Raw genomic sequence first — 21013 nt, forward strand, 5'->3', positions numbered from 1 at the left:
CGGCAAGCCCGCCGGCGCTGCCCAGGCCGGCGGCGAAGCGAACCGCAGCCGCCCGGCGAGCAAGCCGCACGCCGGCCCTCGCGCAGGCGCGGACGGCAAGCGCCCCCGCACAGGCGGACGCCCGCAGCCGGGCACCGCGGCTTCGGCTCGTTCCACGAGCAACCAGAAGTGGAAAGACGGCCAATGGGCAGCCGAGACCCTGTACCGCTCCAGCTTCGGCCTGTCGGGCGACAAAGCGTAAACGCACAGCCTGATTCGGCTATGGCGTAACCTTCGGAGCCGCGGAGGCCCGAACGAACCTTTTCAAAAGCGCGTCTTTCGGACGCGCTTTTTGTCGTACCCTTTTTCGGACCTTCTATCTCCAATACGGCTATTTATTTTCGCCGAACAAAAGAATCAGACCGTGGGCCTCTCAACGACGCTCCATGTGTCTGATTCTTTTTTGCGTCAACGGTCGGGCTTGAACGCGATGTTGGTTCAAAGTTCTCCAAGTACCCGGCTTTCTCTTCCTGTATCCGATCCAAAAGTCATGAAGAGAATCATAGAGGATATCGCTCGGCTCGGCTAACGGATCGTATATCCCTTAGAGCGCGGAATCCAGCTAGCCGCCTTATATCGTCCTTGCCCTTGATGCGGTTAGCCGACTTGCGTCGGGTTGATGCCTCGCCTCCTGCCCCAAGCCCCCGGACATCGGGTCCTGCACCCCGCACACCCAAAAGGCTCCGCCCCCAAGGGCGAAGCCTTTTTGCCAGGCCATGCTGCCGGCCGAGCCGCCGCTTACATGTACAGCATCGAAAAATGCAGCTCGTGACCGCGCTGCTTCAAGTAATTGTAGAGCTGCGAGCGGTGGTGGAACAGATGGGTCAGCGTCTCGATCTGCCACTGGATCTGCGTATGCCCCTGATCGGCATAGAATGCTTTGGTCGAGCGGGTCATCCACTCGTGCAGATCGAGCGACAGCAGATACGCTTTGTACTGCTCGAAGCTGTCGCGCAGGGCGGCGGCCAGAAGCTCGGGATCGAACTCGTCGTTCAGGCTCTCTTCGACGGCGCCCACTTCTTCGGCTCCGGCTTCGCGCATAATCGCCAGATCGCTGCGCGGCACGAGCGCCAGATGGCGCACCAGTTCGGACAGCGAACGCATATTGCCTTGCGGACGGTAGCTCCAGTCTTCGGGGCGGATCAGGCGGATCAGGGCTTCGCCGGTACGGACCCCCGTCTCCAATTCGTCCAGCAGGTGATCGCGGATTTGCAGCGCCTCGTTCATCTTGTCGTCTCCTTTTGTCCGTAAACGCACGGTTGTTTGCCTTGCTCTGTCTTTTCTCTACTATAAAAGAAAAAGCGGATACGAACAAGTGTTTGTTATCGTTCGCCGCAAAATACGGCAAAAAGGACCCCGCCGCAGCCGGGTCCCCGCCAAACTTCGCTTTATACGATCCGCTGCCGGCCAAGTTCCGCCGGATACAGCAGATCCCGTACGCCGACCGTGTCGCCCACGATCAGCATCGCCGGATTGCTGACTTTCATCGCCGCGGCCAACCGCGCGATGCTGCCGAGCGTGCCGGTCACGACCCGCTCCGACGACGTCGTCGCGTTCTCGATCAGCGCGGCCGGCGTGTCCGGCCCGCGCCCGTGGCGGATCAGCTCGCCGCTGATCTCGTTCAGCTTCGAGACGCCCATGTAGATCGCCAGCGTATCGGCGCCGCAGGCGAGCAGGTCCCAGCGGATCGGCGTATCCGCTTCGCCGCAGCGGCTGCCGGTTACGACGGCGAACGAGGCGGCCGTGCCGCGATGCGTCAGCGGAATGCCGGCCGAAGCCGAAGCGCCGGCGGCGGAAGTGACGCCCGGCACGACTTCGAACTCGATGCCCGCTCTCGCCGCGGCCAGCGCTTCTTCGCCGCCCCGGCCGAACACGAACGGGTCGCCGCCTTTGAGCCGGACGACGCGGTGCCCGACTTTGGCGTAATCGACGATCAGGCGGTCGATCTCTTCCTGCGTCAGCGCGTGGCGGCCGGGCGCTTTGCCGCAGTAAATCTTGAGCGTGCCGGGCGGGCAGTAATCCAGCAGCTCGTCGCTGACGAGGCGATCGTACAGCACGACGTCGGCCCGTTCCAGGCGGCGCAGCGCTTTGACGGTAATCAGCTCCGGATCGCCGGGTCCCGCCCCGACGATCGAAATCAGCCCCCGGCTCATCGTCTGTCCTCCAGCGAGGCGGCGCGGAGCGGTTCGGGGTAGACGAATGTGCCCGCCGCAGCCGGTGCGGCAGAATGGCCTGCGCCTGCCGCGGAGATCGGCGTACCCGGCGCCGCGGGCGTTCCGTGCGCCAAGACGCCCGCGGGCGAGGATTGTGCCGGTTCCGCCGCCGGGCTGCCGGTTCCGCCCGATTTTTGCCCCCAATAGAGCAGCAGTCCGGTCAGCAGCGCACCGCCGACGAAGTTGCCCAGCAGCACCGGAATGCCGTTCCAGACGAGCCATTCCATGCCGCTTACGTTCGCGCCGAGCAGCATGCCCGCCGGAATAACGAACATATTGACGACGGTGTGCTCGAAGCCCTGCCCGAAGAAGATCAGGATCGGCAGCCACATCGCCGCTATTTTGCCGCCCGTCGATTTGGACGTCATCGCCATGACCGCGCCGAGCGTCACCATCCAGTTGCAGAGGATCGCTTTGACGAAGACAAGCAGCATGCCGCCTGCGCCGAGCGCTTGATAGGCGGTCGTCTTGGCTTCGCTGGCGCCGACGATCGTCGCGATCAGCGGGTTGGACAAGTCGCTTCCCGCCTTGGTAGCCACGAACACGTAGGCGAGCGCGTACAGGCCGCAGCCGATCAGATGGCCGACGATGACCCAGCCGTAATTTTTGAGCATCGCTTTGACCGTCGTTTTTCTCTCCAGCACGGCCAGCGGAATCAGGGCGAAACTGCCGGTGACCAGCTCCAGTCCCAATAAGACGATGATGACGAAGCCGACGGGAAACAGCAGCGCGCCGACCATCGGAATACCCGTCTGCGCCGATGCCGTCATGGCGAGCGTCGTCGCGCAGGCCAGAATCGCCCCCGCCAATCCGCTTCGAATCAACAGCTGCGACGTCGTCAATTCCGCTTTGGCCTTGCCTGTGTCGATCATCGTTTGCCGTACTTCGGCCGGTTTGACGTAATCCATCGGTATCCCTCGCTTTCGGCTATGAAAAGGCTAGATTGTGAACAAATTCGGCTGCCAAAAAACCGGCTTTACGCGATATGGCTGCCTCGTCCTTCGTCTTCGACCTTCCCGTTCAGGGTGAGCAGAATCGTGCCGTCGGCTTCGACTTCGGTCCGGAACGTCGTGACGCAGCCTTTGTCGGGGTCGAGCGCTTCGCCGCTGCGCAGGTCGATGCGCCAGTCGTGCAGCGGACAGTGGACGACCGGCCCGCAGACCATGCCTTCCGACAGCACCCCGCCTTTGTGCGGGCAGCGGTTCTCCACCGCCAGCACTTCGCCGTCCGAGAGCCGGAACAGCGCGATCTCCAGTCCGTTGATATTCAGGCGGCGCGATCCCTGCGGATCGATATCGCTCAATCGGCCTACCCGTACTTGTTCCGCTGCGTGGCTCATGCCGATTCCTCCTTGTCCGATGCGTTCCGGCCGTCCGATTTTCCTTGCGTACTTCCTTCGCCCTGCGTCGAAATGGCCGCGGCCACCGGAAGACGCTCGAAATTTTTGCGCAGTTCCGGCTCGGTAACGATCTGTTTCCACGGATCGACCGTCCGGTCCAGCGTTTCGCGCAGGCGGGCATGCAGCGCTTTGCGCTCGCCTTCGTCGCTAAGCACCTGCTTGACGTGCTCCAGGCCGACGCGCTCTACCCACGGCGCGGTGCGCTCGTTCCACGTCGCGTTTTCCCGATAGTATTGAAGGAACGCGCTCGCCCACTCTTCGACCTCGTCGTCCGTTTTTACGAAGCCGAGCAGGTCGGTCGCCCGGACGTGGATGCCGGCATTCCCGCCGACATGCAGCTCCCAGCCGCCGTCGACCGCCACGACGCCGAAGTCTTTGACCGTCGCTTCCGCGCAGTTGCGCGGGCAGCCGGAGACGGCGAGCTTCACTTTAGCCGGCGCGTTCATGCGCTCGAACGCTTTCTCGAGCCGGACGCCCATGCCCATCGCGTCCTGCGTGCCGAAGCGGCAGAAGGTCGAGCCGACGCACGTCTTGACGGTGCGCAGCGCCTTGCCGTAGCCGTGGCCCGAAGGCATGTCCAGCGCTTCCCAGACGCCCGGCAGGTCTTCCTTCTTCACGCCGAGCAGATCGAGGCGCTGTCCGCCCGTGAACTTGACGAGCGGCACGTCGAACTTCTCCGCGACTTCGGCGATCCGCTTCAGCTCGGTCGGCGACGTGACGCCGCCGTAGATGCGCGGGATGACCGAATACGTGCCGTCTTTTTGAATATTGGCGTGATACCGTTCGTTGGCGAAGCGGGATTCCTTCTCATCCTTGTATTCCGTCGGCCACAGCATGCCCAGATAATAATTGAGCGACGGCCGGCACTTGGAGCAGCCTTCGTCGTTGTTCCATTCCAGCACGTTCATGACTTCCTTGACCGTCTTGAGCCCCATGCGCTTGATCTCGGCCACGATCTCGTCGCGGCTGTGCGTCGTGCAGCCGCAGATGCCTTCCTTCACCGTCACCGCGGCGTCGCCGGCGTATAATTGAAGCAGTCCTTCCACGAGCGGCTTGCAGCCGCCGCAGGAAGCGGACGCTTTGGTGCAGCCTTTGATCTGGCCGAGGCTGTTGCAGCCTCCGTCGATCGCGGCGACGATATCGCCTTTGGAGACGCCGTTGCAGCCGCAGACGATCTCGTCGGTCGGCATGGCTTCGAGCCGCGCCGCGGCACCGCCTCCGCCTCCGGCAGCAAGCGCATCCGCAGGCAGGCCGAGCAGCAGTTCCTTTTCCCGTCCGGCGATGCTCTCTCCGCTCTTGATGAGCGAGAACAGCGCGGCGCCTTCGCTCGTCTCGCCGAACAACACGGCGCCGATCAGCCGGTTGTCGAGAATGACGAGCTTTTTGTACACGCCTTCGATCTCGTCCTGGTACCGGAGCGCCCGAGCGCCTTCCGGCTCGGTGAAGATGCCTCCGGAGAAGACGTCGACGCCCGACACTTTGAGCTTCGTCGAAGTGACCGATCCGGCGTAGCCTTCGACCGGCACGCCGGCCAGGTTCTTGGCCAGCACCGCGCCCTGTTCGTACAGCGGCGCGACGAGTCCGTAGGCGATGCCCCGGTGCTGCGCGCATTCGCCGACGGCGTACACGCCCGGCAGATTGGTGCGCATATGGTCGTCGACGACGATGCCGCGCTCTACGGCAAGGCCGCTGCGCTGCGCCAAAGACACGTTCGGACGTATGCCGACCGCCATGACGACGAGGTCCGCTTCGAGCATGCTGCCGTCCTTGAACAGCAGTCCCTTCGCCCGCTGCTTGCCGAGCACCGACTCCGTCTGCTTCTTGAGCAGGAACTTCATGCCCTGCGCTTCAAGCTCCTGCTGGAGCATGATCGAAGCGGGACGGTCGAGCTGGCGTTCCATCAGGTATTCGTTGATATGGATGACGGTGACGTCCATGCCGAGGTTCAGCAGGCCGCGCGCCGCTTCGAGGCCGAGCAGGCCGCCGCCGATCACGGCCGCCTTCCGGTGCTTGCGGGACGCTTCCTGCATCGCCTGGCAGTCCTTGATGTCGCGGAAGCCGATAACGCCTTCCTTGTCGGCGCCGGGAACCGGCAGGATGAACGCGTTGGAGCCGGTCGCCAAGATAAGTTCGTCGTAGTCCGCTTCGATGCCGCCTTCGGCGTACACCCGGCGGCGTTCGCCGTCGATCCGCGAGATCGCCTGTCCCATATGGAGCGTAATGCCGTTCTCCCGGTACCAGTCGAGGTCGTTGATGACGATCTCTTCCAGGCTTGCGCCGCCGGCCAGTACCGAAGAGAGCATGATGCGGTTATAGTTCGGATGCGGCTCCGCACCGAATATGGTAATGTCGTATAAGTCCGGCGCCAATTTGAGCAGATGTTCGATTGTGCGGACGCCTGCCATTCCGTTGCCGACCAGCACCAGCTTTTTGCGTTCGTTTGTCATATGGAATCGCTCCTTCCAGAGAGGGAAATCGGGATTGGACGAGATAGGCTTGCGAGACGGATATATCGGACGGAAAAACGCAAACAGCCCGCTCCACCCGCCGCGGAAAACATACGTTTTCCGTTGCTTGTTCAGGTGAGAGCAGGCGCCATTGCCGCTTCAATCGGACACATCGTTGTATCCGTATCATTTGTTGAGTCCGACTATACCGGAAGATGATTTACATGTCAACAACTTTGACATTAAAAAATTGATTAAGTAAAATTGTCGACAAAACGCCGTTTTTCATGTTATAAAAAGTAACACATACAGCTTAGACCTGACGGAAAGGATTCTGAACATAAGGAGAGTCGTCCATGCACAGCCTATTGATCGTGCACCATTCTTCCGCGGCCGCCGATTCCGGCAGGGACGAAGCGGGGCCTGCCCGCCTGCTCGGCGGATGCGGCTATTTGATCGAATCGGCGGGCACGCGCGAAGAAGCATTCGACCGCGTCGGCGCAACGGATGCCGCCGTGCTCGCGCTGCCCCTGACGGAAATGAACGGCTGGGCCGATCTGTTAATGTCCCGCAAGACCGTGCCTGTCCTCTGGTGGTGCACATCCGCAACGGCCGACCTGTCCGTCTCCGCCTGCGAAGACGACGTGCGAATCGACGGCATCCTCTCTCCTTCCATGCAGCCGTCCGAAATGCACTGGATTTTGCATTTCAGCGCCAGGCGATGCTACGAGCGGGCCCAATGGGCCAAAGAGCGGGAGAAGCTGCTCGCCCGGCTCGAAGAACGCAAATGGATCGATATGGCAAAAGGCATTCTGTCCAAGACCAAAAACATTTCCGAATCCGAAGCCTACGACGTGCTGCGCAAGCAGGCCATGAACGAACGCAAACGAATGGTGGACGTCGCCACCTCCATCGTCAAAGTCTATCAACTTCTCCACGAACCGTCCTAAGGAGGCGCAGCGATGATCGATCTGTTAAAAGAAGTGGCCCGCGGCAAGCGCGGCGCGCGGGATCTGAACTACGGCGAATCGCTGGAAGCGGCGGAAGCGATCCTCAGAGGCCGGTCGACCCCGGCCCAGACGGGCGCTTTCCTGATCGCCGAACGGCTGAAGCTCGAAAGCGTCGAAGAGCTGGAAGCTTTCGTGTCCGTCTGCCGTACACAGGCTTACCGCGAATGCCGCAAGCCCGGCATCGACTTCGCGGGGCCGTACGACGGCCGGCAAAAAACGTTCTGGGCGTCGCTGCCGACCGCGTTCGTGACGGCCGCCGCCGGCGTGCCGGTGACGCTGCACGGCTCCGCGCCGCTGCCGCCCAAATACGGCGTCGTGCTGCACGACATTCTCGGCGCGGCGGGCGTCGATCCGCTTGCGCTGAGCCGCGCGGACGCGATTGCGGCCGCGGACCGGAGCGGCGTCCTGTTCGCCGACTCCGCCAAATGGTGCCCGCCGCTCGGACAGCTGCACGGCATCCGCCAGGAACTCGGCATGCGCACGCTGCTGAACACGGCGGAGAAATTGGTCGATTACGCCTGCTCGCCGTATCTCGTGCTGAGCGTGTTCCATAATACGGTCATCGACCGGCTGGCCCGGCTCGTGAGCCGGCTCGGCTACCGCAAAGCGCTGATCGTCCAGGGCGTCGAAGGCTCGGAAGACGTGTTCATCCATCGTCCGACGCGTATTCATACGGTAGAAGACGGCCGGTGCGAGCTGGATCTGCTCGATCCCGAGACGTACGGGCTCGATACGGAAATGCCCGAAGAAGAAGGCGAATGGACGGCCCGCCGCCAATTCGAGACGCTCGAAGCGGTGCTGCAGGGCGGCGGCCATATGGCGCATTACAATCAGACGCTGCTGAACGCGGCGGTGCGGCTGCATCTGGCCGGAGCGGTCGGCTCGGTCGAAGAAGGCGTGTATACCGCCAAGCCGCTGCTCGACGACGGTTCGGCGTGGCGGGCCTACGACACGTGGAAAACGGCGCTGCGCGAAGCGGCTCCGGCCGGTCGCCCGCCCGCGCGGCAGGCCGGAGTCCGCAACGGCTGACGGCGAGGCTGGCGGCGAGATTGACGGCGAGACTAACGGCAAGAGTGGCAGCGAAGCGGAGATCCGACTTGACTTATCGCGAAATCTCGATATATAATTTCCGGTATGAAAACTATCGATATTTTCAAAGCTTTATCCAATGAGACCCGGTTGAGCATGCTCGGTTGGCTGAAAGAGCCGGAGAACCATTTTCCCGCGCAGGGCGCACATATTCCCAAAGGCGTAAACTTTGCGGGCGGCGTCTGCGTCGGCGATATTCAGGAAAAGGCCGGACTGTCGCAGTCCACGGTGTCCAGCTATCTGAACATGATGCAAAAAGCGGGTCTGCTGGAGTCTTTCCGGTACGGACAGTGGACGTATTACCGGCGCAACGAATCGGCGATCCGCGAGTTGGCCGAATATATCCGAACGGAGCTCTGAGCCGCGAAGAGTCCGTTCTTTTTTCGGACCTCATATATCGAATTTTCTAGATATTTAATTATTGGAAAAAGGAGAACTACTATGCGCCCCATTTACTATCTGCTGGCTCTTCTCGCCGGCGCGGCCCTCAGCTTCGAAGGGGCGATCTACGCCGAACTCGGCAAATCGATCGGACAGGTCGAAACGAGCTTTTACAACTTTGCGATGGGGACGATCATCGTCGGCCTGCTGTGGCTCTTTTTCGGAAAAGGCGATATTACCCATGTGCGCCGCGCACCCAAATGGTCGCTGCTCGGCGGTCTGCTCGGCGTCGTCTATCTCACTTCGATCGTCGTCAGCGTCCCGTTCGTCGGCGTCGGCGTCACGATGGTCGCGGTCATTATCGGCCAGCTCATCATGAGTATGGTCATCGAGCATTACGGCTGGCTCGGCAGCGAACCGACGCGCGTCAACAAGGAGAAAATCTTCGCCGTGCTCGCCATGACCGTCTCGCTGCTGCTCATTCAATAAGAACGTCGACCGACACGAATTCCGGGAGGATCCACATATGGGAATATTCATGATTTTGTTCACGCTGCTCGGCGGCATTACGCTGAGCGCGCAGTCTTCGATCAACGGGGCGCTCAGCCGCAAAGCGGGCACCCTGGAGACGACTTTGCTTACGTTCATTACCGGCACGCTGTTTCTCGCGATCTTCATCCTGTTCTTCGGACAGGGACATCTGCTCGCCCTGCTGAACGCGCCGAAATGGCAGTTGAGCGCCGCTTTTCTGGGCACGCTCTATCTGCTGCTGACCGTCATGGCCGTGCCGAAGATCGGCGTCATCGCGGCCAACATTGCCGGCATCGCCGGCCAGCTGCTCGCGGGCATGCTGATCGACCATTTCGGCTGGTTCAACAGTCTGGAGATTCATCTCGACGGCAAAAGAATGCTGGCGCTGGCCTTCATGGTCCTGGCCCTGTACCTGATCTACCGGGGCAACAAGCGCTCGGCGGCGGAAAAAGAACTCCGTTCGCGGACGAACCCCGCCTGAAGCCGGCGGAGAGCAGCGGGCGCCGCTTAATCGGCGATCCGCAGCCCGATTCGACAACCAAAAGCACCTTCGGAATAATCCGAAGGTGCTTTTGGTCGTTCAATCGTCGAACTCCTGCCTTACGCGGCGCGCCGTGCCCGGTTCGGGCGGAAGTTCGGCCGGCGCAGGCGGTTCGTCGACGCCGGCCGCTCCGCTTCTGCGGTCCGTGTACCGGAACAGCATCCGCAGCAGCGGCGGAACGGCGAAGAAGATGAAGAACGTGCGGAACAGCTGGTACCCGGTCACGGTCGACAATTCCGCGCCGATCGAATGGGCGATAACGCCCATCTGGTCCATGCCGCCCGGCGCCAGACTGAGCAGCGCGGTCGCCGGAGTGACCGGCTGCAGCTTCGTCAGCAGCACGGTCAGGCCGAACGAACCGGCGATCAGCAGCAGCCCGCTGAGCAGGCAGAGCGCCAGCGTCCGCACTTTATGGCGGATCTGCGCAGGCTTCAGCAGCGTGCCCACGTAAGTGCCGAGCGCCAGCTGCGCGGCGGCCGTCAGGGCATGCGGCAGTTCCGGCGCCTCGAAGCCGGTCGCCTGGAGCAGCGCCGTCCCGAACGCCGGGCAGAGCAGGAAGGCGGTCGGGAACCGGACCTTTTGGCCGAGCAGCGCGAGGAGCACGCAGAGCGGAGCGTACACCAGCGCGTTCGGGAACAGGGCGCTCCACGGTGCGTCCGCCCGAACGGCGGCCTGCGCGGCATCGCCGGCCTGTTCGCCGAACAGCGGGCTGTAGATCAGCAGCGGAATGCTGACGACGATCAGCAGCAGGCGCACGACCTGGTTGACGGTGACGAGCGTCAGGTCGACGCCTTTGGTCTCTTCCGCCAGCACGACGATCTGCGACAGTCCGCCGGGGACGCTGCCGAGCAGCGACGTCTTGAAGTCGGTGCCGGACAGCCGGCCGATGACGTAGGCGATGCCGGCGCACAGCAGCAGAAGCAGGAACGTCATCAGGATCATGTACGGCACCTGCGAGCCCATCGCGCGCAGCGCTTCCCCGGTCAGCGCGAGGCCGATCGTATAGCCGATCACGATCAGCGCGCCGTTGCGGATCGGCGACGGCCACGCGTAGCGCGTCTTGAGCAGGTTCGAGCCGATCAGCGCCGCGAACATCGGACCGAGCAGCCACGGGACCGGCAGGCGAAGCCGCTCGAACAGCAGCGCGCCCGCAAGCGAGATCAGCAGGGCGGCCGCCAGCCGCGGCCATAGGCTTTTGGCGGGCATTTTCAAGGTATTCATGCGTATTCCTCATTTCCATACGGCACAATGCGCGATTCGTTACGGTGAACCCGTTGTTACTAGTATACCCTTCCGCGCTCTTTTTCCCCGCCTGCCGCCGTAGACGCCGGCCGCTGAACAGACCAAAAAACGCCCCGGCTTATGCCGCCGGGACGTCGTTCTGTCGAAAAAGGGGACGGTTCGCTTCCTTTTTCGTATCGGTCGATCAGTCTTCATATGATTCGATCATTCTTCGTATCCTTCAATCCTTAGTCCGATCGCTCGAACGAATCCCGAACACGCTATTTGCCCAATAACCCGCTTTGTTCCAATCTAACGAATCGGGATCACGCTATAGGCTCACAAACGGCCCCAAAATGGCATCAAGACGCCCCATAACGCCAGCACGATTCGTTAGATGGCGCAAAAAGCGGAAAAGCGGCAAATAGCGCTATAAGGGTTCGTTACCCCGAGGTTTTACCAGGGAACCTCGCCGTTCTCATCGAAGAATCCGCCGGACGGGCCGTCTTCGCCGATCAGCGCCAGCCGCGCCACCGTGCCGGCGGAATGTTCGACGGTCCGGGGACCGCTGTTGTTGTTCATGTCGGTCGCCGTATAGCCGGGGTCTACCGCGTTGATCTTGAGCGAAGTTCCCGCAAATTCCTTGGCGAACAGGACGGTGACGGCGTTCAGCGCCGTCTTGGAACTGTTGTAGTCCAGCGAATTCGCTCCGTAATGTTCGTGGGTCGGATCGCTGTTGAACGTCAGGGAACCGAGACCGCTCGAGACGTTCACAATCCGGCCGAGCGGCGCCTGCCTGAGCAGGGGCAGCATCGCTTGAATAAGCTGGATCGGTCCGAACACGTTCACTTCGTACACGCTGCGGATCTCGTCCATCGTCTGCTCGCTCGGCACGTTGCCGCCGGCGCCGATGCCCGCGTTGTTGACCAGCACGTCGAGCGAAGGCGTCCGCGCGCCGATCTGCTGCGCCGCCGCCCCGATCGTTGCCGGGTCGGCCGCGTCGAGCCGGACGTATTCGGCTTCGATGCCTTCTGCGCGCAGTTTGTCTACCGCTTCCTGCCCTCTGCGTTCGTCGCGTGCGCCCAGAAATACGAAATACCCCTGCCCGCCGAGCTGCCGGGCCGTTTCGTACCCGATGCCTTTGTTCGCTCCCGTAATCAATACCGTCTGCTTCTGCATATGCGCTGATCTCTCCCTCTTCGATGACTCCAGGCTTCGTCCGGGCGTCCGCTTCTTTTTTTACCAGCCGAAATTCAGTGTCTGCCCCGTCTCGCACCACGTCTTGATCGAACTGAGCACCATCGGCCATGCGCCGCTTGCGTTGGCGAAGCCCGGATGGTCCTCGCTCCACTCGTCGTTCACGAGCGTCAGCTTGGTGCAGCTCCCCGCCGGTTCCAGTTCGAACGTGATCCGCGTGAGCAGTTCGGCGTGGTTGTCGTAATACGACGGACCCGGATGTTCGGAATAGCTGAGCTTGCGGCCCGGTTCGAAGTCCAGAATCTCTCCGTATACGTGTACGGTGGACTCCCCTTCGCTGCCCGGTCCCGCGTATTCGAACGGAGCGCCGACCTCGAACGACGATTTGAGTTCCGATCCGAAAAAGGCGGCTCGCGTGCCTTCCGGAGACGTCAGCGCTTCCCATACTTTGTCCGGCGATGCGTTTACGTAAATTACGTATTCCAGCTTCATGTTCGCATTCCTCCTCTGGGGTTGTAGGACGGATAGACCACCATAATACCGCTCGCGCCTGTCCGGTCCGCCGTGCTACAATCAGTCTATAATGAAGAACAGACATTCGCATAGTAAAAACGCGACAGGCTGACGATCGGACTTTTCACCCAATTTCCGCAGGAGGTGCAAGATGACGTTCAACAACGGATTCGCCGCCAAAAGAAAGACCGGGGAAGCGCCCGACAGCAAGGCTGCCGCTCCGCGCTCGCCTTTTTGTGATTATTCCGAACCGGGGCTCGGCGTGCTGAACCCCGCGTCGGGCCGGCAAAACTTCCGGCTGCTCCGCCACGATCCCGCGCCGGAACTCGCTCCGTTCGTGCTCCACTACTGGACCGTGGAATGGGAACTGCCGGGCGGGCGTTCCTACGTGCAGGAGATCGTGCCCAATCCGTGCGTCAATCTCGTTATCGAGCCGGGACGCACGTTCTGCTTCACGCCTTCGGCGGAAAAATTCGCCAAGTCCCTATCGGGTGCCGGCCGCGTCTTCGGCGTCAAATTCCGGCCCGGCGGCTTCTACCCGCTGCTGCGCGAACCGCTCTCGCCGCTTGCGGGCCTGCCGATTCCGGTGGAGCGGGTGCTGGCCGCCACGGCCGCGGAACTGGAAGAAGCGCTGCGGACGCGCAGCAGCGAAGAACTGATCGGCCTCATGAACCGGCTGCTGCTGGACGCCGCTCCGCGCTTCGACGCCGACGCCCAACTTCTGTGCCGGATGATGGCCGCCATCTCGTCGGACCGGGAACTGACGAAGGTCGATCAGCTCTGCGAGCGATTCGGCATCGAAAAGCGTACGCTCCAGCGCCTGTTCAACCGCCGCGTCGGCCTCGCTCCCAAATGGGTGATCCGGCTGCAGCGGCTGCAGGAAGCGGCCGAAGCGCTCGACCGCGGCGGCAGCGCCGACAGCCGGCCTACGCTGCTGCATCTGTCGCACGAACTCGGATACCACGACCAGACCCATTTCGGCAAAGACTTCAAAACGGTCGTCGGGGTGACGCCAGAAGCTTATGCGCTCGGCGGACGGGCCAAATCGGAGTAACCGGGCCGGCCCCTTAGGGCGTGTTACGGCGAGGCTCCGGCGGGGCAGCGAACGCGGCAGTCCCGAGTCTTTCCTTCCCGGCAGCCATCGGTTAGAATAGGGGCGCACGGATACATAGGCCGACACGGCCCACAACCCAGATCGAAAGGTGGAATTTTTTTGGCCCGCAACATTTTCTCACGCGTCACTTCCGACCTGACCGGAATGTCCGACATCTGCAAAGTCATCCCGCCGTCCGATTTTGCCAATTCGCAGGCTCAAGCTTATATTTTTAGCGAAATGAACGAGAAGTTGTACTTCCTGCTCAAATCGTCCAAAGACGAATACGCGTTCACCAACATCGGCATGATCCATATCGACGGGCAAAAAGCGACCAGCAGCAAGCGGCAGGTTCTGCGCTACAACTATTTCGAAAACACGCCGACCGACGTCTTTCTGGAAACGGCCGGCACCGTCGATCTGGACGTCGAAATCAAGTTCACGATGGGCCCTTCTTTCTCGATCGACGTGGTCAAAGCCCATCTGGAACCGCTGATCGCGCTGTACAAAATCCTCACGCTGATCGGCATGACCAAGACGGAATACGCGCGCCACTGGGCGCTGGTCGAGCGCAGCTTCGAGCACAGCCGCGACGCGGTGGGCCGTCTGTCGGGCACCGGCAGCGCAAGCTCGGAATACCGGAACATTCTCCAGCACGCGCAGTCCGAACTGCTGGCCGCCTACGACAAATACCATCCGCAGGAGTACGACGCGGCATTCGAGCTGTATCTTGCGGGAGAGTGACCGCCGGATCGGCGTTTGGTCAACCCGTTAAATCTTTCTTATCCAAAAAAAGGACCCGGCCTGTAGCCGGGTCCTTTTTGCGCGCCGAATGTCGTACGACGCTTAACGTCTTGCGAGCTAGATCCGACGTTCAACGTCTGACGTTCAAACTCGGGTCAGCGCCCTCTCGCGGCTTCCACCGCTTCCTGCGCTTTGAGCTCTTCGAGCAGCTTGTCGCCTTCGACGTCGAGGTTCGGCAGGATGCGGTCGAGCCATTTCGGCAGCGCCCACGCTTTGTCGCCGAACAGCGACATGACGGCCGGAACGAGCGTCATGCGGATCACGAACGCGTCGATCAGGATGCCGACGGCCAGCGCGAAGCCGATCTGCTTGATCATGATGTCGTGCGTGAAGATGAAGCCGGCGAACACGGCGACCATGATGACGGCGGCCGCCACGACGACGCGGCTCGCCTGGCCGTAGCCGTGGATCACGCTGTCGCTGCCCCGGCGGCCGTGTACGTAGGACTCGCGCATGGACGAGACGAGGAACACCTGATAGTCCATCGCCAGGCCGTACAGAATGCCTGTCACCATGATCGGCATGAAGCTCAGGATCGGACCTGCCGTATCGAACGCGAACAGGTCGTGCGCCCAGCCCCATTGGAACACGGCGGTCGTGATGCCGAACGTCGCCAAGATGCTGAGCAGGAAGCCGACGGTCGCCTTGATCGGCACGACGATCGAACGGAACACGAGCAGCAGAATGATCAGCGACAAGACGACGATGATGCCGACGTAGATCGGGAACACTTCGGCGAGCTTCGCCGACATGTCGATATTGACCGCCGTTACGCCGGTCACGCCGAGCGTGATGCCGTTATCGGTCGCAAGCGCCGAATCGTCGTCGCGCAGCGTCGTCACGAGGTCGCGCGTCTCGGCGTCGTTCGGTCCGGTCTTCGGAATGACGCTGAACAACGCCAGCTTGCCGTTCTCGCTGATGCCGAGCGGCGAGACGACCGACACGTTGTCGACCTGCCCGATGCCCTGGGTCAGCGCGCCGAGCGTCTGCGGCGTCACATCTGCGCCGTTCGCCGATTCCGCGACGATCAGCAGCGTGCCGTTGAAGCCTTCGCCGAAGCTCTTGGAGATGGCGTCGTAGCTCTGGCGCTTGGCCGTATCGAGATCGGCCGAAGCCGCGGACGGAATCGCCAGATCCATTTTGAGAGCCGGAATCGCCGCCACGCCGAGCACGGCGACGATCAGCAGAATGACCGGCCAGCGGAATTTGATGACGCCGTGAATCCAGCGCGCTTTCTCCCGCTTCTCGGCGCGGGAAGCACGCAGGGCGGTGTTTTTCTCGCGTGCTTTGCGCGAGCAGATCCGCTCGCCGATCAGGCCGAGCAGCGCCGGCAGCAGCGTGAGTGCGATCAGCACGTTCAGCAGCACCGTCACCGAAGCGACGAGCGCCATCGTGCTAAGGAAGCCGATGCCGATAACGAGCAAACCGCACAGCGCGATAATGACCGTCAGGCCCGCGAAGAAGACGGCACTGCCCGCGGTACCGACCGAACGGCTGGCCGCTTCCTTGGCGCTAAGCCCCTGGTCGAAAATAAGGCGGCGCTGGCGGTTGATGATGAACAGCGCGTAGTCGATACCGACCGCGAGGCCGACCATCAGCGCCAGCACCGGCGTAATGGAACTCATGCTGAGGAACGAGGAGAACGCGTACGCGCCTCCGACTCCGATGCCGACGCCGAACAGCGCGACGATCAGCGGCAGGCCGGCGGCGATAACGGAACCAAGCGTCATGATCAGCACGATCGCCGCCACGACGAGGCCGTAAATTTCGTTCGTGCCGACCGGAATATCGAGCGGCAGCAGCGATTCGCTTGGCAGCGCTTCGACGCCGGTCTCGCTGGCGACGGCTTCGACCGTGTCGATCACCGATTCCTTCACTTCGTCGGACACGGCGGACTGCTGCACCGTGAACTGGAACTGGAACAGCGCCGCGCTGCCGTCGTTTGCGATCGTCACGCCGATAACCGGCTTGCCGTCCACGACGAGCGGTGTGTACGGCGGCTGTTCGGCGCCGGGCTGAGCGGCGCCTGCGCCCTGCTGCGCGGCGGCATCGCTGCCGGCGGTACCTTCGGCCGCTCCGGCTTCGCCGGGCTGAGCGGCGCCCGCGCCCTGCTGGGCGTCGGCGTTATCCCCGGCAGCCGCGCCGGGGGTCTGGCCCGCCGCGGAAGCCGCGTCGCCGGCTCCGGCCGGCGCGCCTTCCGTGCTCTGCGCGGCTTGGGCCTGCGCCTGGGCCATCGCCTGCGCGGCCAATTCGGGCGCGTTCAGAATCTGGTCGAGGCCGTAGACTTCGTCGACCGCTTCCCGGATCGCCGCCAACCGTTCCGGCGTATTCAGGCTCTCGCCTTCGGGCGCGACGAACACGACGCTGCCCTGCCCGCCGGAAGCTTCCGGCTGCACTTCGGCCAACTGGTCGAGCACTTTTTGCGACTCCGTGCCTTCCAGCTTCATCTCCGAGCTTACGCTCACGCCGTTAAGGCCCAGCATCGCGATCACGATCGCCAGAACGACGACCCATCCCCCGATAAACAACCAGGGCTTGCTGTAGGCGGACTTGCCGATTTTATACAAAAATTTGGACACTAGGGCTCGCTCCTTCTATTCGCGCATCGGACAAGTCCGATCGTCAGAATCCGTTTTTCAAATAATCGAACGTGGTGCGCAAAAACTCGTCAAACGTCGCTTCTCCCGGCTCGCCGGCCTGTTCTTCTCCGGGAATGCGCACGTTCTCCCCTTCGAGGATCGACAGCACTGCCCCGAACACCGCTCCGGCCAAAATATGCGTGTAGCCCGGCGGATAATGTCCGGCGTAATTGCGGTCCAGTTCTTCCTGCGCCGCTTTTTGCAGCCGCTGCAGGACGATCAAGACGTACGGCTCAAGCGTCGGGTATTCGCGGGCCATCCGCAGCAGCTGCCGCAGATTGCGCAGCAGTTCGGCCGTGAACTGCATCCGCGACCACTGCTCAAGCGCTTCGAGCGGAGCCATGCCGGCCGGGACTTCGACTTCCCGCAGCACGTCGCTTCGGCCGCTGCTCAGCGAGAGCACCGCCATCGCCACCGCTTCTTCCTTGCACGAAAAATGGTTGGCGAACGTACGCCGGGAATACCGCGCGCGCTGCACCGCGTCTTCGATCGTGAAGCCGTCCAGCCCTTTCTCGATCGCCAAAGCATACGAAGTCCGGGCCAGCACATGCCACGTTTCTTCTTTTTTCATATCGCGCAGACTTTGTTTGGTCATGCAAATCCTCCTTTCTTCGCCGCAAGCTTTTCAGGCTTTTGCAGAAATGCTTCAAAATAAGCATATCATTTCGTTGCCCAATGTGCAAAGTTACTCAATCGGAACCGGATTTCTCTTTTTCCGCGCGCCCCGGTATACTCGGTTTCAAGGAAGACCTACCCTGAGAGGAAGAAGGAGACTGCCCATGCAGCGGATCGAGACGCAGCGATTGATTTTACGTAACTTTGCCGGAAAAGACGCCGCATCTTTGCTGGAATACGCGGCGAATCCACAGGCCACCTGCTTTTTGGACGAGCGACTGCCCGACTTCGAAGCGGCCGCCCTCAAAGTGCTGGAGAAAAGCCGGGACGACGCGCAGATCGCGGTCTGCCTCAAAGAAAACGATCGCCTGATCGGCGAATTGTTCGCCATGAAGGAAGAGCCGGATACGTATTCCGTCGGCTGGAACTTCAACCCGCGCTACGAAGGCCAGGGCTACGCCGGCGAGAGCACGCGCGCGCTGCTGAACCATCTGTTCACGCAGATGGATGCGCGGAGGCTGTACGCCTATGTCGAAGACGACAACCGCAGGTCGCAGCAGCTGTGCGAACGGCTGGGCATGCGCCAGGAAGGGCTGTTCCTGGAGTTCGTCTCGTTCACTTCGCACGCGGACGGAACGCCCAAGTACGAGAACACCTTCCAATATGCGCTGCTAAAAAAAGAATGGCTGCTCGCGCAGCAAAACGGCTGAACGCCGGGCGCCGCTGCATACGTCAAAAAACCGGGTATCCGACTTCGGTCGGTCCCGGTTTTTGGCATGCTGTTTTCGATCTGCTTTTTCGTCTGCTTTTTAATCTGCTTTTTCGTCCGAATACGATCCGCAAACGGCGCAATCAGCGGCCGTGCGACGTGCCTTTGCCGTCCCGAACGGAAGGCGCGGGCTTGGCGGAAGATTCGGATGGGGTCTCCCGCGCGGTCAGTCCCTGCGGCCGGCCGGTGAATCTGGCGACGAGGGCGCCGCCGATTCCGCCGACCAACGCGGGCAGCAGCCAACCGAGGCCGATCTCGTGAAACGGAAGGATTTCGCCGAACAGCCGCTCGACCGCGCCGATCTCGAAGCCGGCCGCTTTGAGTCCGTCGAACAGGCTCACGAGAAACGTCAGCAGCATCGTGCCCTGGTACACTTCGTTCCGCCCTTTGAACAGCGGGTGCAGAAACGTCAGCAGCACCAGCGCGATCACGAGCGGATACAGCATCATGAGCACGGGCACGGACACTTTGATCAACCCGTTGAGGCCGATATTGGCGACGAGCGCGCTGAACGCGGCCAGCACGACGGCGATCTTTTTATAGGAAAGCTTCGGATACAGCCCGTGGAAAAACGACGCGCAGGACGTGATCAGCCCGACGCTCGTCGTCATGCAGGCCACCGTGATCATCAGTCCCAGCAGCACGGACCCGTACGCGCCGAAATAATGCGACGAGACGGCGGCGAGAATATCGGCTCCGTTGCCGAGCACGCCAAGCTTGCCGACGCTCGAAGCGCCCATATAGGCCAGCGACGTATAGATGAACGCCAGCAGCACGCCCGCGATCAGGATCGCTTTGGCGCAGGCGCCCATAAGCGAGCGGCGTCCGGTGACGCCGCGGTCTTTGAGCGCGTTGACGATGATGATGCCGAAAATGGTCGCCGCGAGCGCGTCCAGCGTCAGATACCCTTCCTGGAAGCCTTTGAAAAACGCGTGCGACGCATAGCTCGGGTCCGGCGCCCCAAAGTTCGCGATCGGATAGAGAAGCGCCGCCGCGACCAGCACGCCGATAAAGGTCAGCTTCATCGGCGTCAGCACCCGGCCCACGATGTCGATGATCCGGGTCGGATTCAGCGACAGCAGGCAGGCGACGCCGAAGAACAGCATCGTGAAGACCGCAAGCGCCGGATGATGCGAATCGGCGGCCGGCAGCAGCGGCTTCACGCCGATCTCGAACGAGACGCTGCCGGTGCGCGGCATGGCGAAGAACGGGCCGATCGCCAGATACAGTACAACGGTAAAGATCAGCCCGAACGTCGGATTCACGCGGCTCGACAGCCCCCGCAGATCGCGTTCGCCCGAGAAGACGAAAGCGGCGACGGCAATCAGCGGCAGGCCGACCCCGGTGACGAGAAAGCCCGCGTTGGCGGACCAGACGTTCTCGCCGGCCATCTGGCCGAGCATCGGCGGGAAAATGAGGTTGCCCGCTCCGAAGAACAGGGCGAACAGCATGGAACCGAGAATGATAACCAAAGACAAAGGCGCTTTGCGCGACATAATAAAAAATCCTCCAACCGTGCAGTCCCGCGCGCCGAATCCGGTTTGCGGCAGCCTTCCGCTGCGGAAAGCGCCGAACCGGTCCATTGTCCGGGCGAAGCTGCTCGTGTAATTAGTGAAAACGTTCGTGTTCGTGCAGGCGGCGAAGACGCGAAAAAAGCTCTTAACGGAAAAACGATCTTAACGTTCGTTCTCCCGCAGCGCTTCGTCGTACGCGTCGATCGCGCGCAGCCAGTTGCCCCGCACGAGGCGATTGACTTCGGCCGGGTCGCCCCGTTCGAAAGCCCGCAAAATGTCTTCGTGTTCGTCGACCGACTTGAGGCTCAAAATGATCGAATTGTGGAAAAAGAGTCTGCGAATATGGGCCTGAAACGTCGAAATCGTGTTGGCGATATACGGATTGTCCACCAGATCGACGACGAAGCCGTGGAACTCCTCGTCCAGCTTCAGCGCGTAGTGGGAGTCTCCGCGCCCGAGCGCTTCGCCGAATTCGGCGTTGATCTCGCGCAGCGACTCGATCTCGCGCGCCGTGACGCGCGGCAGCGCAAGCTCGGCGGCGAGCGCCTGAAGCACGGCCAGCGGCGGCAAAATTTTGGCGACGTCCCCGCCGTCCACCGCCGTCACCTGCGTGGATACGCCGGGATTCATCTCGACCAGCCCTTCGACGCTGAGCAGCTGCAGCGCTTCGCGCACCGGCGTCCGGCTGACGCCGAGCGCGGCGGCCAGCTCGCTGTCGTTCAGCTTCTCGCCCGGCTTGAGCGTGCCGTCGATGATCCATTCCTGAAGCTGCCGGAAAGCGCGCTGCTTGGCGGTCAGGGGATTGGGCATGGAAAACCCTGCTGGAATCGGCATGACTTCCTCCTTCATTGTTAACATGTCGTGACAAGATTTTCTCATTATAGCTTTTGGGGCTGCGTCATGCAATATATTGCATACGGTTACATGGGAATTATTTTGCAAACAAAAACCGCTCCGGCTGCATACCCACAATGAGCATGTCTCCGAAACGGCTTATG

21 protein-coding genes are annotated in these 21013 nt (G+C 61.8%); 9 read left to right on the forward strand and 12 right to left on the reverse strand.

The features are described 5' to 3' along the window. A partial coding sequence (locus tag FTE24_RS17050; protein ID WP_202111901.1) for a hypothetical protein occupies nt 1–241 on the forward strand: 241 nt, incomplete at its 5' end. Between the two features lie 536 nt (nt 242–777). Here FTE24_RS17050 and FTE24_RS17055 read toward each other — a convergent pair. The 5 genes from FTE24_RS17055 to nirB form a co-directional block, all read right to left on the reverse strand. Continuing rightward, nucleotides 778–1266, reverse strand: a complete 489-nt coding sequence (locus FTE24_RS17055) for a DinB family protein (protein ID WP_150233726.1) — start codon at nt 1264–1266, stop codon at nt 778–780. Between the two features lie 161 nt (nt 1267–1427). Next, nucleotides 1428–2192, reverse strand: a complete 765-nt coding sequence (gene cobA / locus FTE24_RS17060; protein ID WP_141448063.1) for a uroporphyrinogen-III C-methyltransferase — start codon at nt 2190–2192, stop codon at nt 1428–1430. Continuing rightward, entirely contained in the window at nt 2189–3160 is a 972-nt protein-coding gene (locus FTE24_RS17065; RefSeq protein WP_150233728.1) for a formate/nitrite transporter family protein, read from the reverse strand. The genes cobA and FTE24_RS17065 overlap by 4 nt, the downstream gene beginning before the upstream one ends. 68 nt (nt 3161–3228) lie before the next feature. Beyond that, nucleotides 3229–3591 carry a nitrite reductase small subunit NirD gene (gene nirD, locus FTE24_RS17070; protein ID WP_150233730.1) on the reverse strand — a complete coding sequence of 121 codons (363 nt, stop codon included), beginning with the start codon at nt 3589–3591 and terminating at the stop codon, nt 3229–3231. Continuing rightward, nucleotides 3588–6098: a nitrite reductase large subunit NirB gene (gene nirB / locus FTE24_RS17075; RefSeq protein ID WP_150233731.1), complete on the reverse strand. Its 2511-nt coding sequence runs from the start codon at nt 6096–6098 to the stop codon at nt 3588–3590. Before nirB ends, nirD begins: the two co-directional genes overlap by 4 nt. Nucleotides 6099–6454: 356 nt before the next feature. On the opposite strand from nirB, the gene FTE24_RS17080 reads away from it, so the two are divergent. The 5 genes from FTE24_RS17080 (at nt 6455) to FTE24_RS17100 (ending at nt 9590) form a co-directional block, all read left to right on the forward strand. Continuing rightward, a complete protein-coding gene (locus FTE24_RS17080; RefSeq protein ID WP_141448059.1) occupies nt 6455–7048 on the forward strand; it encodes an ANTAR domain-containing response regulator in 594 nt (197 codons plus the stop codon). A gap of 12 nt (nt 7049–7060) precedes the next feature. Continuing rightward, nucleotides 7061–8137, forward strand: coding sequence for an anthranilate phosphoribosyltransferase (locus FTE24_RS17085; RefSeq protein WP_150233733.1), 1077 nt, complete (start codon nt 7061–7063; stop codon nt 8135–8137). A 105-nt stretch (nt 8138–8242) separates the two neighbouring features. After that, nucleotides 8243–8557 carry an ArsR/SmtB family transcription factor gene (locus FTE24_RS17090; protein ID WP_150233735.1) on the forward strand — a complete coding sequence of 105 codons (315 nt, stop codon included), beginning with the start codon at nt 8243–8245 and terminating at the stop codon, nt 8555–8557. An 81-nt stretch (nt 8558–8638) separates the two neighbouring features. Further along, entirely contained in the window at nt 8639–9067 is a 429-nt protein-coding gene (locus FTE24_RS17095; protein WP_141448056.1) for a DMT family transporter, read from the forward strand. Nucleotides 9068–9104: 37 nt separating this feature from the next. After that, nucleotides 9105–9590, forward strand: coding sequence for a DMT family transporter (locus tag FTE24_RS17100; protein WP_150233738.1), 486 nt, complete (start codon nt 9105–9107; stop codon nt 9588–9590). Between the two features lie 99 nt (nt 9591–9689). On the opposite strand, the gene FTE24_RS17105 is transcribed toward FTE24_RS17100, so the two are convergent. From FTE24_RS17105 to FTE24_RS17115, 3 genes are all read right to left on the reverse strand, one after another. Then, complete coding sequence (locus FTE24_RS17105; protein WP_150233740.1) at nt 9690–10871, reverse strand: AbrB family transcriptional regulator; 1182 nt, start codon at nt 10869–10871, stop codon at nt 9690–9692. A gap of 456 nt (nt 10872–11327) precedes the next feature. Continuing rightward, nucleotides 11328–12050, reverse strand: coding sequence for an SDR family oxidoreductase (locus FTE24_RS17110; protein WP_150233742.1), 723 nt, complete (start codon nt 12048–12050; stop codon nt 11328–11330). 60 nt (nt 12051–12110) lie between these two features. Then, a complete protein-coding gene (locus FTE24_RS17115; RefSeq protein WP_150233743.1) occupies nt 12111–12560 on the reverse strand; it encodes an SRPBCC family protein in 450 nt (149 codons plus the stop codon). A gap of 172 nt (nt 12561–12732) precedes the next feature. On the opposite strand from FTE24_RS17115, the gene FTE24_RS17120 reads away from it, so the two are divergent. Together FTE24_RS17120 and FTE24_RS17125 are read left to right on the forward strand one after the other, a co-directional pair. After that, on the forward strand, nt 12733–13635 hold the full coding sequence (locus FTE24_RS17120; protein ID WP_150233745.1) for a DUF6597 domain-containing transcriptional factor: 903 nt from the start codon (nt 12733–12735) through the stop codon (nt 13633–13635). Nucleotides 13636–13794: 159 nt separating this feature from the next. Continuing rightward, on the forward strand, nt 13795–14418 hold the full coding sequence (locus FTE24_RS17125; protein WP_141448050.1) for a PH domain-containing protein: 624 nt from the start codon (nt 13795–13797) through the stop codon (nt 14416–14418). 155 nt (nt 14419–14573) lie between these two features. Here the strand turns inward: FTE24_RS17125 and FTE24_RS17130 are convergent, their stop codons facing one another. Together FTE24_RS17130 and FTE24_RS17135 are read right to left on the reverse strand one after the other, a co-directional pair. Continuing rightward, nucleotides 14574–17057 carry an MMPL family transporter gene (locus tag FTE24_RS17130; protein WP_150233747.1) on the reverse strand — a complete coding sequence of 828 codons (2484 nt, stop codon included), beginning with the start codon at nt 17055–17057 and terminating at the stop codon, nt 14574–14576. Between the two features lie 43 nt (nt 17058–17100). After that, complete coding sequence (locus FTE24_RS17135; RefSeq protein WP_141448046.1) at nt 17101–17712, reverse strand: TetR/AcrR family transcriptional regulator; 612 nt, start codon at nt 17710–17712, stop codon at nt 17101–17103. Between the two features lie 184 nt (nt 17713–17896). Between FTE24_RS17135 and FTE24_RS17140 the strand changes: the two genes are divergently transcribed. Beyond that, entirely contained in the window at nt 17897–18442 is a 546-nt protein-coding gene (locus FTE24_RS17140) for a GNAT family N-acetyltransferase (protein WP_150233749.1), read from the forward strand. 142 nt (nt 18443–18584) lie between these two features. Here FTE24_RS17140 and brnQ read toward each other — a convergent pair whose 3' ends face one another. Together brnQ and FTE24_RS17150 are read right to left on the reverse strand one after the other, a co-directional pair. Then, nucleotides 18585–19997 carry a branched-chain amino acid transport system II carrier protein gene (brnQ, locus tag FTE24_RS17145; RefSeq protein ID WP_150233751.1) on the reverse strand — a complete coding sequence of 471 codons (1413 nt, stop codon included), beginning with the start codon at nt 19995–19997 and terminating at the stop codon, nt 18585–18587. 180 nt (nt 19998–20177) lie between these two features. After that, complete coding sequence (locus FTE24_RS17150; RefSeq protein ID WP_150233753.1) at nt 20178–20849, reverse strand: GntR family transcriptional regulator; 672 nt, start codon at nt 20847–20849, stop codon at nt 20178–20180. Nucleotides 20850–21013 lie beyond the last annotated feature (164 nt).

Source organism: Saccharibacillus sp. WB 17 (assembly GCF_008634075.2).
Classification (GTDB): Bacteria; Bacillota; Bacilli; order Paenibacillales; family Paenibacillaceae; genus Saccharibacillus; species Saccharibacillus brassicae.

Excerpts from the sequence above, each read along its gene's own strand:
- FTE24_RS17135 (WP_141448046.1), bottom strand. The coding sequence starts at position 17,712 with ATGACCAAACAAAGTCTGCGCGATATGAAAAAAGAAGAAACGTGGCAT.
- FTE24_RS17065 (WP_150233728.1), bottom strand. The coding sequence starts at position 3,160 with ATGGATTACGTCAAACCGGCCGAAGTACGGCAAACGATGATCGACACA.
- FTE24_RS17080 (WP_141448059.1), top strand. The coding sequence starts at position 6,455 with ATGCACAGCCTATTGATCGTGCACCATTCTTCCGCGGCCGCCGATTCC.
- FTE24_RS17150 (WP_150233753.1), bottom strand. The coding sequence starts at position 20,849 with ATGCCGATTCCAGCAGGGTTTTCCATGCCCAATCCCCTGACCGCCAAG.
- brnQ (WP_150233751.1), bottom strand. The coding sequence starts at position 19,997 with ATGTCGCGCAAAGCGCCTTTGTCTTTGGTTATCATTCTCGGTTCCATG.
- FTE24_RS17140 (WP_150233749.1), top strand. The coding sequence starts at position 17,897 with ATGCAGCGGATCGAGACGCAGCGATTGATTTTACGTAACTTTGCCGGA.
- FTE24_RS17110 (WP_150233742.1), bottom strand. The coding sequence starts at position 12,050 with ATGCAGAAGCAGACGGTATTGATTACGGGAGCGAACAAAGGCATCGGG.
- FTE24_RS17100 (WP_150233738.1), top strand. The coding sequence starts at position 9,105 with ATGGGAATATTCATGATTTTGTTCACGCTGCTCGGCGGCATTACGCTG.
- FTE24_RS17090 (WP_150233735.1), top strand. The coding sequence starts at position 8,243 with ATGAAAACTATCGATATTTTCAAAGCTTTATCCAATGAGACCCGGTTG.
- nirD (WP_150233730.1), bottom strand. The coding sequence starts at position 3,591 with ATGAGCCACGCAGCGGAACAAGTACGGGTAGGCCGATTGAGCGATATC.
- FTE24_RS17115 (WP_150233743.1), bottom strand. The coding sequence starts at position 12,560 with ATGAAGCTGGAATACGTAATTTACGTAAACGCATCGCCGGACAAAGTA.
- cobA (WP_141448063.1), bottom strand. The coding sequence starts at position 2,192 with ATGAGCCGGGGGCTGATTTCGATCGTCGGGGCGGGACCCGGCGATCCG.
- FTE24_RS17095 (WP_141448056.1), top strand. The coding sequence starts at position 8,639 with ATGCGCCCCATTTACTATCTGCTGGCTCTTCTCGCCGGCGCGGCCCTC.
- FTE24_RS17055 (WP_150233726.1), bottom strand. The coding sequence starts at position 1,266 with ATGAACGAGGCGCTGCAAATCCGCGATCACCTGCTGGACGAATTGGAG.
- FTE24_RS17085 (WP_150233733.1), top strand. The coding sequence starts at position 7,061 with ATGATCGATCTGTTAAAAGAAGTGGCCCGCGGCAAGCGCGGCGCGCGG.
- FTE24_RS17120 (WP_150233745.1), top strand. The coding sequence starts at position 12,733 with ATGACGTTCAACAACGGATTCGCCGCCAAAAGAAAGACCGGGGAAGCG.
- FTE24_RS17105 (WP_150233740.1), bottom strand. The coding sequence starts at position 10,871 with ATGAATACCTTGAAAATGCCCGCCAAAAGCCTATGGCCGCGGCTGGCG.
- nirB (WP_150233731.1), bottom strand. The coding sequence starts at position 6,098 with ATGACAAACGAACGCAAAAAGCTGGTGCTGGTCGGCAACGGAATGGCA.